This is a genomic window from Thalassospira sp. MIT1004 (assembly GCF_001858545.1).
In the GTDB taxonomy this organism is placed as follows: Bacteria; Pseudomonadota; Alphaproteobacteria; order Rhodospirillales; family Thalassospiraceae; genus Thalassospira; species Thalassospira xiamenensis.
In genome coordinates, this window is sequence record NZ_MCAO01000043.1 from 236,472 (window position 1) to 251,676 (window position 15,205).

At 53.5% G+C, this 15,205-nt stretch carries 14 protein-coding genes; 2 read left to right on the forward strand and 12 right to left on the reverse strand.

What is annotated here, in order from left to right:
- Positions 1 to 35 precede the first annotated feature (35 nt).
- The 5 genes from BC440_RS17010 to BC440_RS17030 all read right to left on the reverse strand — a co-directional run bounded on the left by BC440_RS17010 (position 36) and on the right by BC440_RS17030 (position 5,207).
- The gene (locus BC440_RS17010) at positions 36 to 1,271 is read right to left on the reverse strand and encodes an amidohydrolase family protein (protein WP_037991771.1); all 1,236 of its coding nucleotides are present in this window, start codon (positions 1,269 to 1,271) and stop codon (positions 36 to 38) included.
- Positions 1,268 to 1,921, reverse strand: coding sequence for a TetR/AcrR family transcriptional regulator (locus tag BC440_RS17015; RefSeq protein WP_063093974.1), 654 nt, complete (start codon positions 1,919 to 1,921; stop codon positions 1,268 to 1,270). Before BC440_RS17015 ends, BC440_RS17010 begins: the two co-directional genes overlap by 4 nt.
- Before the next feature lie 142 nt (positions 1,922 to 2,063).
- On the reverse strand, positions 2,064 to 3,374 hold the full coding sequence (locus BC440_RS17020) for a TRAP transporter large permease subunit (protein WP_071240694.1): 1,311 nt from the start codon (positions 3,372 to 3,374) through the stop codon (positions 2,064 to 2,066).
- Positions 3,375 to 3,384: 10 nt separating this feature from the next.
- The gene (locus BC440_RS17025; protein WP_196871072.1) at positions 3,385 to 3,792 is read right to left on the reverse strand and encodes a TRAP transporter small permease; all 408 of its coding nucleotides are present in this window, start codon (positions 3,790 to 3,792) and stop codon (positions 3,385 to 3,387) included.
- Positions 3,793 to 4,070: 278 nt separating this feature from the next.
- Entirely contained in the window at positions 4,071 to 5,207 is a 1,137-nt protein-coding gene (locus tag BC440_RS17030) for a C4-dicarboxylate TRAP transporter substrate-binding protein (RefSeq protein ID WP_037991774.1), read from the reverse strand.
- Positions 5,208 to 5,415: 208 nt separating this feature from the next.
- Between BC440_RS17030 and BC440_RS17035 the strand changes: the two genes are divergently transcribed.
- On the forward strand, positions 5,416 to 6,093 hold the full coding sequence (locus BC440_RS17035) for a TetR/AcrR family transcriptional regulator (protein ID WP_051682366.1): 678 nt from the start codon (positions 5,416 to 5,418) through the stop codon (positions 6,091 to 6,093).
- 147 nt (positions 6,094 to 6,240) lie between these two features.
- Here the strand turns inward: BC440_RS17035 and BC440_RS17040 are convergent, their stop codons facing one another.
- From BC440_RS17040 to BC440_RS17070, 7 genes are all read right to left on the reverse strand, one after another.
- Positions 6,241 to 7,755 carry an aldehyde dehydrogenase (NADP(+)) gene (locus tag BC440_RS17040; protein WP_071240695.1) on the reverse strand — a complete coding sequence of 505 codons (1,515 nt, stop codon included), beginning with the start codon at positions 7,753 to 7,755 and terminating at the stop codon, positions 6,241 to 6,243.
- Between the two features lie 21 nt (positions 7,756 to 7,776).
- Positions 7,777 to 8,763, reverse strand: coding sequence for an AraD1 family protein (gene araD1, locus BC440_RS17045; RefSeq protein ID WP_037991667.1), 987 nt, complete (start codon positions 8,761 to 8,763; stop codon positions 7,777 to 7,779).
- An 11-nt stretch (positions 8,764 to 8,774) separates the two neighbouring features.
- Positions 8,775 to 9,947 carry an L-rhamnonate dehydratase gene (locus tag BC440_RS17050; RefSeq protein WP_071240696.1) on the reverse strand — a complete coding sequence of 391 codons (1,173 nt, stop codon included), beginning with the start codon at positions 9,945 to 9,947 and terminating at the stop codon, positions 8,775 to 8,777.
- 188 nt (positions 9,948 to 10,135) lie between these two features.
- Entirely contained in the window at positions 10,136 to 11,158 is a 1,023-nt protein-coding gene (locus BC440_RS17055; RefSeq protein ID WP_063096088.1) for a 4-hydroxythreonine-4-phosphate dehydrogenase PdxA, read from the reverse strand.
- Positions 11,155 to 12,441, reverse strand: coding sequence for a TRAP transporter large permease (locus tag BC440_RS17060; RefSeq protein WP_223305179.1), 1,287 nt, complete (start codon positions 12,439 to 12,441; stop codon positions 11,155 to 11,157). Before BC440_RS17060 ends, BC440_RS17055 begins: the two co-directional genes overlap by 4 nt.
- Positions 12,438 to 12,992 carry a TRAP transporter small permease subunit gene (locus tag BC440_RS17065; RefSeq protein WP_071240697.1) on the reverse strand — a complete coding sequence of 185 codons (555 nt, stop codon included), beginning with the start codon at positions 12,990 to 12,992 and terminating at the stop codon, positions 12,438 to 12,440. The genes BC440_RS17060 and BC440_RS17065 overlap by 4 nt, the downstream gene beginning before the upstream one ends.
- Before the next feature lie 71 nt (positions 12,993 to 13,063).
- Positions 13,064 to 14,062, reverse strand: coding sequence for a TRAP transporter substrate-binding protein (locus BC440_RS17070; protein ID WP_083379408.1), 999 nt, complete (start codon positions 14,060 to 14,062; stop codon positions 13,064 to 13,066).
- A 315-nt stretch (positions 14,063 to 14,377) separates the two neighbouring features.
- On the opposite strand from BC440_RS17070, the gene BC440_RS17075 reads away from it, so the two are divergent.
- A complete protein-coding gene (locus tag BC440_RS17075; protein WP_210766367.1) occupies positions 14,378 to 15,136 on the forward strand; it encodes a GntR family transcriptional regulator in 759 nt (252 codons plus the stop codon).
- Positions 15,137 to 15,205: the final 69 nt, after the last annotated feature.

A 15,205-nucleotide genomic window follows, 5' to 3' on the forward strand; every position in this document is an offset into this window, starting at 1 on the left:
CCTTTTTTTGAAATTCGGTGATCTTCGAACCGGACTTACAGGGAACCTGTATTTTTAAAAATGCGGCCACCCTTCATGATCAGCGGCATATGCACGCCCTGACGGGTCAGCAAGGACAGGTCGTCGAGCGGATTTCCGTCAACGACAATAATGTCGGCAAATGCGCCCGGCGCGATCACACCGATTTCACCCTCCTTGCGCAACACCTTTGCTGCATCAATGGTAGCAGACCGGATGACATCCTTTGCAGGCAGGTAACGACCGCGCAGCAGGAATTCCTCGGACTGGTGGTCATGCATCTCGCCCAGAAGGTCTGAACCATACCCCATGACGACACCCGCCTTATGCAGATGGGTCAGGCATTCAAGACCAGCACCACGAACGTCTTCGATTTTGGCAACCGATTCCTCAGGCAAGCCAAACCGGGCACCTTCACGCGCCAGCAAGTCATAGGTGATATTTGTCGGGATCACGACGGCCCCCGCTTCGCGGATCAGCTTGGCCGTTTCCGGCTTCATCAGATTGGCATGTTCAATGGATTCAACACCGCACTCAAGCGCACGGCGAATGGCCTCGTCGGTATAGAGATGCCCCGAAACATAAAGCTGTGCATTCTTGGCTTCTTCAACCGCGGCCTTAAGCTCCTCGGTTGAGAAGGCCAAAATTGCAATCGGGTCGGTCGGAGAAGAAACACCACCATTTGCCATCACTTTAATGAAATCGGCCCCTCCCTTGATCTGTTCGCGCGCTGCGCGGCGGACTTCATCAACACCGTTCACAACCACGCCAAGCGAACCGATCTGATCTCTGTAATAGTCAACAGACCGCAGACTGTGGCGTCCGCGATAGTCGGTATGACCACCGGTCTGCGACAGGGCCTTGCCACAAATCACGAGACGCGGCGCAGGCAGACCATCCTGCTCAACCGCTTCGACCAAACCGTAATCAGCCCCCCCCAGATCGCGCACGGTCGTAAAACCGCGCATCAACATGCGTTCCATGATCTTTGCCGAACGCAGCGCGACCAAAGAGTTCGGAAGGTCCGCGTTTTTGCCAAGATTTGTGGTGGTTGCGATGACATGCACATGGCAGTCGATCAAGCCTGGCATCACAGTCTTGCCACGCACATCCATAACTTCTGCATCCGGCGATGTGGCATCGGCCGATACTTCACAAATGCGATCATTTTCAATCAGGATGTTGAGCGGCTCCGTCGGTTCGGCAATCGAGCCATCAACAATACGGGCATTTTTAATCAGTTTTAAGGTCATGATCTTTCTTCTCTGGTGGAGCAAGCGGAGATATCGATACCCAATCCGTTGGCAAACATCTGACGAAGCAGTTGGCGCCAGAAGGACAGGAGTTCATCGAAATATTCGGTATCTTTGCGGACAATGGTCTGTGCCACCATGCCGCGAAACAGGCACATTGTTGCGTTCAGGACGACTTCTGCCTGTCTTGGATCAGCATGGTATCGGCGCGAAATAATGGCCCAAATTTCGTTGAGAGAGCTGTGAAAGCCTTGAACAACCGGTATGAGGCGCGTTTTGAAAAGCGCGTTGTGGCGCATTTCCGGTAGCCATTCCAAAGTTACATAAAACAGGCCATCCGCCATCAACCGCCACAGATAATCAATAATCTCATCAACAGAAATATCCTTGTCTGCGTTCTGTTCAACATATCGGCGCGTGGTTTCGATGGCTTCCTTGAGCTGATATTCGACCGCCGCAACAACAACGTCTTCCTTCGTCGCGTAGTGATGGGTCAAAGCGCCACGCGAGACATCGGCCTCTTTTGCAATTGCCGGGGTCGTCAATCGCGAATAGCCCTGCCACTGCAAAAGCCGAACCGTCGCCTCCATAATGCGTCGACGGGTTTCTGCACTTTTTTCAACTTGTGTGCGGACTGTCCGACCGGTCATCTCGCCATCCTGTTTCAGTATTGATCCTCAGGCCGTTGATGTAACAGATACACATAAAAACAGTATAGACTGTTTGTTTTATATTATGTGCACATTCCTGATGGAAGCCGTCCCAATCTCTAAAATATTTCCATCTCCCAGTTCATCGATACGCCAAAGTCGGCAACCAGAGAGACAAAATCGGGAACAACATCAGGATCAAAAGGGTAAGGAAATCCATGGCGATAAACCATCCGACACCCCGGAATACCTCGGGCAACGTTACAAGGTTCCCCAAAGCACCTTTGATCATATAAACGTTCAAGCCAACTGGCGGAGTTACCAACCCGATCTCCAGAAGCTTGATCAGGATGATCCCAAACCAAATCGGGTCCAGTCCGGCACTGCTTACCAGCGGTAAAATCAACGGCAGGGTCAGCAGCAGAAGCCCAATAGAGTCAATCAGCATCCCAAGCACGACATAGATGACTGTCACGGCAAGGAATATCCACCACGGTTCAGAACTGACACTGAGGATCGAGTCCGAGAAAGCGGCCGGAAGTCCACTTAATGCAAGAAAGCGCGTAAAGAACACAGACCCGATAAGAATGACAAAAATGCCCGTCGCGGCAACAATGGTATCGCGTAGGGAATTCTTGATCGCGCGCCACGTTAATGTTCCGCGAACGGCCGCAATGACAGCCGCGACCGACGCCCCGATTGCACCTGCCTCGGTCGGCGAAAATACGCCGGAAAATATTCCCCCAAGCACCGAGAAAATAAGAACAGGCAGCGGCCAAATCGTTTTCAGGGCAGCGCGTTTTTCTTCTTTCGTCGGGTTTATAACAACATTACCGGCAAGAGATGGCTTGAGCTTCACCCGCGCCATGATCATGCCCATGTAGACAAGGGCCGAAAGCACCCCCGGAATGAACCCGGCCATGAAAAGCTGACCGACGGAAACCTTTGCATAAACGCCATAAAGGATCAAAAGGACACTTGGCGGGATAAGAGACCCCAGCGTTCCGGATGCTGCAATCGTACCGGTTGCAAGCCCCTTGTCATAATTGTTCCGCAGCATTTCCGGTACTGCGATGCGTGACATTGCAGATGCCGTCGCAACACTTGATCCCGCGGCCGCCGCAAAGAAGGCACATGCCCCGACACTTGCAATCGCAAGCCCACCGGGCAACTTTGCCAGATACAGCCGCAGCGCTTCAAACAACCCTTTGGTCATGTTGGTTGAGGAGCAAATAAACCCCATAAGCAGAAACATCGGCGCCGCCGTCAGTTCCCACTGACCGACATATTCGAACGGCGTTGCAGAAATCATACCCAAGGCGACGTTCACATTAAACATCGCCGCGATACCGCCGATCGAGACAAGACCAAGACTGATCCCGATTGGCACACGCAAAGCAATCATCGCGAGCGCAATAAGGGTCCCAATGATACCGATATCAAGATTACTCATTACTTCCCTCTTACAACGCGCGCCAGCGGGTTAAGGACTTCATCAGATTGCACAGCACCGCCAAAACACATCCGACAAAACCGATTGGCAGCGCCCATCGGCTCGGCCAGACGTAAAAGAGAAAGTTGGACATGATGGTTTCCGAGGACTTGGTCGCGCGAATGGCATCAAGCGTGCTCTGCCAGGCAAGAAGTCCAAAAAATGCAAGCCCCGCCAAACAAGCCAGAACATAAAGAAAGACCTGCGCAGACCTTGGCATTTGCTGAACAAACAGGTCGACACGGATGTGCTGGTTTTGAAGCTCGACATATCCGAACGCAAGAAAGATCGCGCAGACCATGTAATAGTAGGAGACGACTTCGAGTGTTCCGGTTATGCCGTAATCCGAAATTGTCCGAAGCAAAACGTCGGCGGTCACATGAATCATCATGAGAACGACAAACACTGCAGACACCACAAGAAATGTGGTGTTAAGCCAAGATACAGCCCGGTAAAGAAAGTTGGACTGAACTGCGCCAGAACCTGAAATATCTTGATCAGGATTAAAGGACATGAATACCGCTCCGCTTCGTGCCGGAATTACATTTCAGGCTTGGCCGACGCTCCGGGAGACAAGGGACACACTGTCGTAGTGCCAGGTGCAAAGAGCGTCGGCCAAAGGCAAATGCCGCATCCTGATGGATCGGGCAAATGGGCCTATTTTATGCCGTAGGAAGCTGGATCGAGATCGCCATAGATTTCCTTGGCCGCGATCGCCGCGAGGGCATCGACATTACTGCGATCTGCATGTTCCAGCAGTCCCTCCCATTTTGCATAGGTGAACCGGAAATCGTCGATCAGATCCGCGCCGTTAGCGACACCATATTTTTGTTCGGCAATCGTATAAATCTCGCCCAACACTTTCTCGCGGAATTCTTCGACCGACGCCATCAGCTCGGGGGACGGCTGACTGACTTCATTGCCCTTCGCTTTTGCCTCTTCAAGTGCCGCTTCCGAGCGCGCAATGTAATTCACGGCCATGTTTGCCATGCTATAAGCAGTTGCATCCATAAGCTGCTTGCGTTGTGCTGAGGTCAGATCCGCCCAGAAACCGGCGTTAAAGCCCCATTCTGGACCAGTCCAATACATCCCGGTCGGCAGTTCGGTGGTATAAGGTGCAACTTCCCACAGAGAGCGGTCAATCAGGTCATTGGCGGCATTGCTTGCGCAATCAAGTGTACCCCGTTCAAGGCCGGTATACATTTCACTTGATGGAACGTTTACGGGAATACCCCCAACTTCCTCGACCCATTTTGAGACACTCGATCCGGCAGTGCGGATACGCTTACCTTTTATGTCTTCAAGGGTGCGAACCGGCTTGCTGCAAAAAAGGATATAAGGGGGCGTTGCATAGGCACCAAGATAAACAATGCCATTATCAGCCCATTCCTTAAGCTGAACTGCGTTGTGCATGCTGAAATCTGCAGCGGCAAAGATCGCTGTCAATGGATCAGAATAGTTAAAACCAAGTTCCTGAATGGCATTTGCCACAGGCAGCTCTGAAGGCGTATAAACCGCCGCGATGTTCGCGACATTGGCAATATTATCGCGCGCCCCCTGAAGGCTTGCGCGCGGCGCCAAAAGAACAGATCCGGTATAAACTTCAGGTGACAGATCGCCGCCCGAAATCTCGCGAACCTTTTCCGCCCATTCGACATAGCCGAATTTGCTGAGTGGATGTTCTGCATCATAAAACGAGTTGGCAATGAAGCTGGTTTCCGCATGTGCGGTGAAAGCGCCACCTGCTGCAAAAACAGCGGCAATTGCCGGAAGGATCAATTTTTTACCAAGCATCTAGGTCTCCATGTTCAGATCGTGACGGCCACTCTGGTCTGACGTGTCTTGCTACCGATTGCCGGATTAAGTCCGTTCGGCTTTGTTCTTGATAAAAACATACAGACTAGTCTGCTTGTAAATGTCAATATTTATAAATGGACTTGTGGGATCAAACCCGGTTGAAATAAGTTATGACGCAACAACGAAAGCAGGAGCGTTACGCCTTATGGCATTGAAAAATCAGGCATCAGAGCTCTCTGACGCGACAGAAAAAAAAAGTTCGCCCCGGAAACGTCGCACACAGGCAGAACGATCAAGTGATACGCGAAAACGCGTATGCCAAGCGACCCTCCAGGCTCTCATCGAGATCGGGTACGAGCGAATCTCGACTCAGGAAATTGCCACTCGGGCAAAGGTATCTCGCGGGGCGCTAACCCATCAGTTCCCCACCCGCAACGAGCTGATTGTTGCGGCCTTTGATTATCTGATGCGTTCATGGGAAAACGACTGGCCTTTTGATGACGCCCAAAACCGCCCGAGCATGAAAACCGACGAACTTATCGACGTTCTGTGGGAAAAACTGTTCGAACCCGACAAATACATGGCGGCACTCGAACTGATGCTGGCAGCTCGCCTTGACGATGATTTAGGCCGCGACCTGCGCAACACCATGGCGCGATGGACCACCAAGCGCGACAATATCATTGCTGAAATACTCGGCGTTTCTCAGGATTGCGAACGCACGCGCACCTTCATCCAGATCAATCTCTGCATGCTACGCGGGCTTGCGGTCCATAAAAGCTTCGACAATGAGCCGGATGTTGCCAAAAGAATGCTAAATCAATGGAAGGAAATCCTGCGTCATCTCGCAGAATCCGGAAAATTCCCAAATGATGCTTCCTGATGCCCCTCCCTGATGCAAAGTCACGACACTGACAATCCCAAGAAAAATCAAGTGTAAGACCAAGCGCGGAAAAAAGGGCACCCGAACCGTGAAAGCCGATTTCTGCGAAAACAAAAACCATTTCACGGCCCGGGATGAAAGCTCAGATCAGGCGATATCCACCGGCAGGACATCCGCCGGGATGTTCTGATAGCAGACCGGACGCAGGAAGCGACGGATCGACATGGTACCAACCGACGTCGCACCGAAATTGGTCGATGCCGGGTATGGCCCGCCATGCACCATGGTGTCGCAAACCTCAACCCCGGTCGGGAAACCATTGGCCAGAATACGCCCAGCCTTGCGCTCCAGGATCGGCAGCAACGAACGGGCATCCGCCGCATCACCAGCATCCATATGGATCGTGCAGGTCAGCTGACCTTCAAGCGCCCTGGCAATCGCCTGCATTTCGGCAATGCCCTTCACTCGGACAACAAGCCCAAGCGGCCCAAACACTTCCTCACCCAGCACATGATTGGCCAGCCAGTTTTCACCGCTGGTCTCAAACAGATACGGCGTCGCATTGCGAAGATCACATGACGTGGTCAGGACTTCCTTGACGCCCGATGTCGCAGCAATACGTTTCGCCCCACTGCGATACGCATCGGCCATGCCATCGGTCAGCATGGTTTGCGCCGCCACATCGCCAAGGCCCGCTTTGGCGGTTGTGACAAACGCATCGGCATCCGGCCCATCCAGAACAACCGCAATCCCCGGATTGGTGCAGAACTGCCCTGCCCCCATGGTCAGCGACCCGACCCAGCCTCTGGCGAGTTCTTCATTACGCGCGCTCATGGCCTTCGGCAGCAGGAACATCGGGTTGACCGAGCCCAACTCGCCAAAGAACGGGATCGGTTCCGGGCGCTGTGCGCACAGATCGAACAATGCACGACCACCGCCCAGCGCCCCGGTAAAGCCGACCGCCTTGATCAGCGGATGCTGCACCAGGCTCTGGCCGACATCGCGCTTGCCACCCTGAATAAGGCTGAACACACCGGGATGAATGCCACATGCCTTGACCGCAACATCAATCGCCTGCGCAACAATCTCGCCGGTACCCGGATGGGCCGAATGGCCCTTGACCACGACCGGGCAACCGGCTGCAAGGGCGGCGGCGGTATCGCCACCAGCGACCGAGAATGCCAGCGGGAAGTTCGACGCACCAAACACCGCCACCGGGCCAATCGGGCGCTGCATCAGACGCAGGTCCGGACGCGGCAGGGGGGCGCGATCCGGAAGCGCTTCGTCATGACGGCGATCCAGATAATCACCGGCAAGGATATGGCTGGCAAACAGGCGAAGCTGGCCAACCGTACGACCGCGCTCCCCATTCAAGCGCGCTTCCGGCAGGCCGGTTTCCTGGGTACCGATTTCGGTGATTTCCGCACCGCGGGCATCGATTTCATCGGCGATCCTATTCAGGAACTTAGCCCGTTCTTCGCGGGTGGAATAGCCATAGGACCAGAATGCGTCTTCGGCGGCCCTGGCAGCCTGATCGACCAGGGCCGGGGTGCCGACCGGGAAAGTATTGGCCGGGCCATGGGCTGGTTCGGACTGGAAGGTCTGCTCGCCTGCGACCCACTGGCCAGCAATCAGATGTTTTCCTGTCAGGTTATAGGACATGAGTTTCCCCTGTTTGCTTGATCAGATCACGCGGACTTTAACCGGCTCTTCTGGCTGGACCGCAAGGCGGTTGCGCAACGGGCGCCCGAAAGGCTTTGCCTCGATTTCGAATTCATCCCCGTCGCGGGTTTGAATGCCATCGGCAAAACTGAGCGTCGCCGTTCCAAAGAAATGCAAATGGATGTCCCCAGGGCGCCGGAAAATATCATATTTGAAATGGTGATATTCCAGATTGTCGATGGAATGAGACATGTTCTCTTCCCCGCTGACAAACGGCTTCTCCCACAGAATGCCACCGTCACGATATACACGTGAAACCCCTTCGACATGCCCCGGCAGGTCACCAAGCAATAATTCAGGCCCAATGGCACAGGCACGAAGCTTGGAATGAGCAAGATACAGATAGTTCTGCCGCTCCATCACATGATCGGAAAATTCATTCCCGATCACAAAACCGATGCGCACCGGAAAGCCATCAGGATCATTGATATAGACCCCGGCAATTTCCGGCTCCTCGCTGCCATCAAGGGCAAAAGACGGACTTGGGATATCATCGCCAGGTGCCGCAATGATCGAACCATCGCCTTTGTAAAACCATTCGGGCTGAATTCCCTTTTCACCCGAAGGCGGTTTTCCACCCTCAAGCCCCATTCGGAACATCTTCATTGAGTCTGTTTCATCTGCGGCCTTACTGGCAGCCTGATGCATATTTGCCCGTGCCGATGCCGATCCCAAATGGGTCAAACCGGTTCCCGTCACCAGAAGATGCGCAGGATCGGGATGATCAATCGGCGACAGCAACCGCCCTGCAGATGCAATCACATCATAGCTTTCGCGGGCCTCATCGAAGCGGCATTCCGCCGCTTCGATCATGGTCATGCCCCGGTCGATGGCAATTGCTGCCAGATCGCGAACCGTGTCTACCCCGGCCAACGGGGCGACTTTGTCACCATCAACAACGCCAACCCGGCGCTTGCCGTTTTCGGCAATGAATTGAACCAAACGCATGATCATGGCCCCTATTCGATGATCTCGAATTCACCAAGCGCATCCTCGGCGATTTCAAGCCCCAGACCGGGCAGATCATCATCAAGATCAATGAAACCGTTCTTTGGCACCGGGTCGCCTTTGAAGACGTAGTAGAACAGTTCGTTTCCGACCTCGACATCAAAGACCGGGAAGAATTCCGATATCGGGCAGTTCAGGTTCGCCATCGTCAGGTGATAGTTATGCATCTGACCGGCATGCGGAATGACCGGCACCTGATAGGCTTCCGCCAGTGCATTGATTTTTTGGGCGGCGGTAATACCGCCAACACGGTTGGTGTCATATTGAATGACACTAAGTGCATTCATATCCAACAGCGTCTTGAATCCGAAATTCGTGAATTCATGCTCACCGCCGGAAATCGGCACGATGTTCATGTTGTTCAGTTCGGCATAGCCTGCAAGATCATCGGCAATCACCGGTTCTTCAAGCCAACGCGGCTCGAATTCTGCCAGTTTGGGCAACATGCGCTTGGTATATTCAAGGTTCCAGCCCATGTAACACTCCAGCATCAGATCACGATCCGGACCGATGACTTCGCGTACGGTTTTGACCAGATCAAGGTTCTTGCGCATCCCTGCGGGACCATCTTTCGGTCCCCAGCCAAAGCGCATCTTGACCATATCAAAACCCTGATCGACATAACTCTGGGCCTCTTTGGCAAGCGCATCAATCGACTGACCATAAAGCTTGGACGCATAGACAGGAATCTGCTCCTTGGTTCTACCACCAAGCAACTTGAATACCGGTTTGCCGGTTGCCTTGCCCATGATGTCCCAGATCGCGATATCAATCGCCGAAATTGCCACCATACCAACGCCTTTACGGCCCCACGCATGGGTACGGCGATACATTTTCTGCCACAGATATTCATTGTCGAACGGGTCTTCGCCAATCACCAGCGGCGCAAGATAGGTATCAATGATTTGCTTGGTGATCGTCGGTGCGAGTGCCGCGTTACCAATACCGACAATACCGTTATCGGTTTCAACTTCACAGATCAGCCATTCATGGAACCGGAAGGATCCCATGCTGTCGCCGCGCTCAAAAAGTGCATCGGATGCATTGGTACAGAAATTGGCCTGCGGGGCGACGGTTTTACCGTTCCAGCGCAACACACGTGTGCGGATACTTTTGATTTTCATCGCAATCATCCTTTCAGATGGAGTGCCCGCAAATCGGGCTTTCGAACAAAGCGGTGACGTTCACACAAGACACATGTCCTGGGCGGTCTCCGGATCGAACCAGAATTTATGATAAGAACCTTGCCTCGGGCCGGGTGCGCAGGGAGAACGCAACCCGTCCGACGGCAAAAACAATCAGGTACTGATCGTCAGGCGGCCAATCGGGCCTGACGTCGGCTTCCCGCCATTCTTGCGACAATTTCAAATGCCGCCAAGGTCGCCCCGACATTGGCTTTACCAAGGCCGGAGATGTCGTAAGCCGTACCATGCGCAGGCGTTGCAACCGGGATCGGAAGCCCCCCCTGCACGGTCACACCACGATCAAAGCCCAGAAGCTTTATCGCGATCTGCCCCTGGTCGTGATACATGGTGACAATCGCATCAAGTTCCCCGGCTTGCGCCTTTAGGAAAATGGTGTCGGCCGGCCATGGCCCATCCGCCGGAAGTCCAAGGTTTTTGGCCTTCTCTACCGCTGGCGCGATAATGTCGATTTCCTCGCGACCAAAATTCCCGCCATCGCCCGCATGCGGGTTAAGAGCAGCAACACCAACCCGTGGCTTATCGATCCCGTTGGCGACAAGAGCATCGGTAATCAGTCGAACCGCATCAACAATCCGGTCGACCGAAATGTTTTCCACGACACGTGCCAGTGCAATATGGCTGGTCACGCGGCTGGTCCACATGCCTTCCATGGTGTTGAACTCACAGATCGGACCATCATGACCAATATGCTCGGCCATATAATGCAGTTCGTCCTCATGGCCCATGCCACCACGGATCATGGCTTCCTTGTTGAACGGCATGAACAAAATGCCATCAACTTTTTCGTCACGTGCAAGGTCAAGGGCGACGTCAAGCGTGCGCAGACTTGCCGCACCGGATTTGGCATCGACCACACCGGGTTTGATCTGATCCGGATCGAAAAATGATGTTTCGATATAGGGATAGGCATCTTTTGGCCAGCTTGCCGGGAGATCCTTGACTGCTGCCAGATTGATATCCAGACCGGAATCCTTGCGGCCGCGTTCAATCAGGCATTTGTCGCCAATCACCACCACATCCGCCTTTTCGCGAATATCACTGCGCGACAGAAGACGCAGAAGCAATTCCGGACCAATGCCGTTGGCGTCGCCGGGGATTACCGCCAAACGCGGTTTCACATTAACAGTCATCTATAAAAGAACTCCACAAGCGTCATGGGAATGAAGGGCAGGTAGGTGACCGCCATCAGCACAGCGAACAGCACGCCGATGAAAGGCACATTAACCTTGGTCGTTTCCCAGATATCGGTTTTGGCAATCGAACAGGATGTCACCAGCACACTGGCGACAGGCGGGGTCTGCTGACCAATGGCAAGATTAAGGGTAAGAATGATGCCAAAATGCACGGGATCAATCCCGACCTGCTGGATCAGCGGCAAGACAATCGGCACCACCAGAATGATCGCAGCAGCACCGTGCAATATGCAGCCAAGAACAAGCAAAAGCACATTAAGCAGCATCAGCACGACGAACGGATCATTGGTAAATCCGGTGATCGCCGCAGCCAGCATCTGAGGCAGACCTTCCTCGGTCAGATAAAGACCCAGCACAGCAGAGGTCGCGACCAGCAGCATCACGGTTGCTGTCTGGTTGATCCCTTCGCGCAGGGCATCAAGGAACATCGAAAAATCAAGTTCCCGATAGATGAAGGCCCCGATAACAACCGCGGCAACCACCGCCAGGCCAGCTCCTTCGGTCGCTGTTACCAACCCGCCGAAAATACCGCCCAGAATGATGAATGGCAGGGTCAGTGCCCAGGCCGCTTCACGGAAGGTTTTGCGAACGCGCGCCAGATCAAAACGTTCATCACGCGGAATGTCATATTTTACCGCAAAGTAATAGCTGACACACATCAACCCGAATGCCCCCAGAAGGCCCGGCACGACACCGGCAACAAACAGTTGCACAATCGAGGTATCCGAAAGCGCCCCATAAAGGATCATGGGAATTGACGGCGGGATAATGATCGCAAGGGATGCCGAAGACGACGTTATCGCAGCCGCAAAGGTGCCTTTATATCCCTTGCGCTTCATGCCAGGGATCAGGACCGAACCGGTCGCGGCAACATCCGCCACCGCAGAACCCGAAATTTCGGCAAAGAATAACGACACCCCGATATTGACCATCGCCAGACCGCCGCGCATGAACCCGATCAGGGCCGAAACGAAGTCGATCAGCCGACGCGAAATCGACGAGGTGTTCATCAATGCGCCCGCCAGAATGAATAGCGGGATCGCAATCAGGGGAAAGCTGGTCGCACCATCAAACAGGGCAAGTGCGGCATTGTAGAAACCCGGAACTCCATGCAGGGAATAAACTCCCACCAGTGCAGCCGCACCGATGGATACCGCAATCGGAACCCCCATAAAGACCAGGAAAAACATCAAAGGAAGAATGACTGAAACGGCCATCATGCTGCCCTTTCATTGAACGGCGCATCGCTTTTCTGCGCCTTGGCAATTTCTTGGTTCATTTCTTCGGTTTCGACATCAAGTGCCGTCACCATGCGCTGCCATGCTTCCGGCAAACTCAGTAATTGACCCATCACGAACAGCGCACAGCCGCCCGGAATGACCGATTGAGTGAATTGCAAGCCAACCCAAGGCAACGAAATCAGGGTTTCGCCCCCCATGATCTGAAGAACAAACCAGCCAGCCCACGCCATTGCTGCAAACATCGCAATGACGATGGCCTCGCCCATCAGAAAGACGATCTTGCGCAGGGTCAGAGGCAGGGCAAGAAGAACACCCGAGAAACTGAGGTGGGATCGGCGCACAGCGGCAAGAGCGGCACCGTAATAGGTAATCCAGGCCAGCATCACCGAAGCCACTTCGTCATACCAGACCAGGGAATAACCGCTATAGCGGAAGATCACTGCCAGGATCACGATCAACGCCAGAAACGTGATCAATGTCATGGTAAAGACTTCCAGTGTACGCCGGAACAGAACTGCTGCGAACTGCATCGCGTTCTCTCCTAAGGAAAACGAAGGAAGAAAATGCGGGGCAACCGGACGGATGGTTGCCCCCGCCCGATTTAGTCTGCAGTCGCAAGGGCGGCATCAACCAGTGCCTTGCCGCCATCAATTTCGGATGCGAACTTGTCATAGATCGGCTTGGAAGCTTCAACAAAGGCGGCACGATCAGCCGCATTGACTTCCATACCGCCTGCTGTCAGCTCATCAAGCAGCGCTTTGTCAGCCTTCGCACCGGCCTCACGCGACCAAAGGGCCACTTCACGCGCGGTTTTGACCAGAATGTCGCGAACTTCCGGATCAAGGTCATTATAGACCGTAACCGACATGGTCGGATAAGACGGCGAATAGATATGTCCCGAAAGCGTCAGGTATTTCTGCACTTCGTTAAGCTTGGCAGCCTCGATGTTGGTCAGCGGATTTTCCTGACCATCAATGACACCGGTCTGAAGACCGACAAAGACTTCGGAAAAGGCCATCGGCGTCGGGTTCGCACCATAATTCGAGAACATGGCAACCCGCCATTCAGATTGCGGCGTGCGTAACTTGATACCATCAAGATCGGCCGGAACATTGATCGGACGCGCATTGTTGGTGATCTGACGGAAACCGTTCTCCCAAAGAGCAAGGATTTTGTAACCGGCCTCTTCAGCCTGCGGGGCGACAGTCGGCCAGAAAACAGACTCTTCGATTTTTGCCAATTGATCACGATCCTTCACAAGGAACGGCAAATCAAAAAGGGCAAATTTGTCTGCAATGGTCGGCATGGTCGATGACGGCAAAGTAATCTGCACCGTCCCAAGCTTCAGGCGCTGCATCAGCTCTTTGTCCTTGCCCAGCTGGGCAGAGTCAAAAAGCTTCACCGTTGCCTTATCACCAAGTCGCTCATTGGCAAGACGGGTAAACTCAGCCGCAGTATTCGCCTGAAGCGAACCATGCTCGGCACTGATGGCAAATACGATCTCGTCTGCAGCATTTGCAGTTGCGAGTGCGGACATGGACGTGATGCTGCCAAATGTTACGGCAGCGACAAATTTACGGATACGACCTGTGTGGGTCATGTATTCCTCCCGATTTATATCTATTTCGCTGTTCACCGGTAGCTGGGAACGCACGATCTTTGCCGCGCTTGATTTTGGTATACCATATTGAAGATACCGAGAGTCAACAAAAAATCACCTTAGGCCTGACTTCATTGACAGAGAACCATAAAATTTGATACAAAACAAAAACTTAGGATCAATCATCATTGACAAGATCCACCCTCCTCCACCCCCAAATGGTATACCATATTTTTTGGTATACCATTTTTGCCTTGCTCTTATTCATTACGCATCCTATAGTTTGCGCAATGACGATACGCAGGGAAGAATGGTTTGAGTAACATCACGCTAAACGCCGGATCAGAATCCGACCTCGACACCTACGAGCCGATTGTCGATGCACCACTCGCAACCATCTCGGAGAACAGCGACCTGCCGCTGGCCCAACAGGCAGCAAATGTCCTGCGCGACATGATCGTGCAAGACATCATTCCGCCGGGCAAACCGATCCGCGAACGCACATTGGCTCAACAGCTTAATATATCACGCACTCCCCTGCGCGAAGCCTTGCGGATTCTGGCCGTTGACGGCCTTGTCGAACTTCTGCCTTCACGCGGTGCGATTGCGGCAAATCCAAGCCCCGAAGACGTCAAGCACATGCTTGAATTTCTTGGCGGGATCGAAGGTCTTGCCGGGGAACTGGCCTGCAAACGCGCGACCGACGAAGAAATCGACGAAATCCGTGCCCTGCATTACGAAATGCTTGCCGCCTTTGCCCGCAAGGACCGCCTCGCCTATTTCAAACTCAACCAGCGGATTCACCGCGCCCTTGTAATGGCATCGGGAAATCCATTGCTGATTGAAACCCATGAACGCATGAATGCGCGACTTTATCGCATCCGTTATCGATCCAACATGCGCAATACAAAATGGCCAACCGCGATTAGCGAGCATGAGGAAATTCTGAAAGCCATTGAAAGTCGTGATGCCGTCAAACTGAATGACCTGATGCGCAACCACCTCGGCAGCACCTGGATCAAAGTCAGCGAAGACGGTCAAGTCGGCACCATGGATCATCACGATAACGATTAATCCAGAAACACACGAACCGGCACTGCTGGAACTGGCTCCCGCGAAAGCGGGGGCCTTCTTTTTTGACTG

What these genes read in the sequence shown, in the direction of transcription:
- BC440_RS17010 (WP_037991771.1), bottom strand. Translation starts at nt 1,271, where the DNA reads ATGACCTTAAAACTGATTAAAAATGCCCGTATTGTTGATGGCTCGATT.
- BC440_RS17015 (WP_063093974.1), bottom strand. Translation starts at nt 1,921, where the DNA reads ATGACCGGTCGGACAGTCCGCACACAAGTTGAAAAAAGTGCAGAAACC.
- BC440_RS17020 (WP_071240694.1), bottom strand. Translation starts at nt 3,374, where the DNA reads ATGAGTAATCTTGATATCGGTATCATTGGGACCCTTATTGCGCTCGCG.
- BC440_RS17030 (WP_037991774.1), bottom strand. Translation starts at nt 5,207, where the DNA reads ATGCTTGGTAAAAAATTGATCCTTCCGGCAATTGCCGCTGTTTTTGCA.
- BC440_RS17035 (WP_051682366.1), top strand. Translation starts at nt 5,416, where the DNA reads ATGGCATTGAAAAATCAGGCATCAGAGCTCTCTGACGCGACAGAAAAA.
- BC440_RS17040 (WP_071240695.1), bottom strand. Translation starts at nt 7,755, where the DNA reads ATGTCCTATAACCTGACAGGAAAACATCTGATTGCTGGCCAGTGGGTC.
- araD1 (WP_037991667.1), bottom strand. Translation starts at nt 8,763, where the DNA reads ATGCGTTTGGTTCAATTCATTGCCGAAAACGGCAAGCGCCGGGTTGGC.
- BC440_RS17050 (WP_071240696.1), bottom strand. Translation starts at nt 9,947, where the DNA reads ATGAAAATCAAAAGTATCCGCACACGTGTGTTGCGCTGGAACGGTAAA.
- BC440_RS17055 (WP_063096088.1), bottom strand. Translation starts at nt 11,158, where the DNA reads ATGACTGTTAATGTGAAACCGCGTTTGGCGGTAATCCCCGGCGACGCC.
- BC440_RS17060 (WP_223305179.1), bottom strand. Translation starts at nt 12,441, where the DNA reads ATGATGGCCGTTTCAGTCATTCTTCCTTTGATGTTTTTCCTGGTCTTT.
- BC440_RS17065 (WP_071240697.1), bottom strand. Translation starts at nt 12,992, where the DNA reads ATGCAGTTCGCAGCAGTTCTGTTCCGGCGTACACTGGAAGTCTTTACC.
- BC440_RS17070 (WP_083379408.1), bottom strand. Translation starts at nt 14,062, where the DNA reads ATGACCCACACAGGTCGTATCCGTAAATTTGTCGCTGCCGTAACATTT.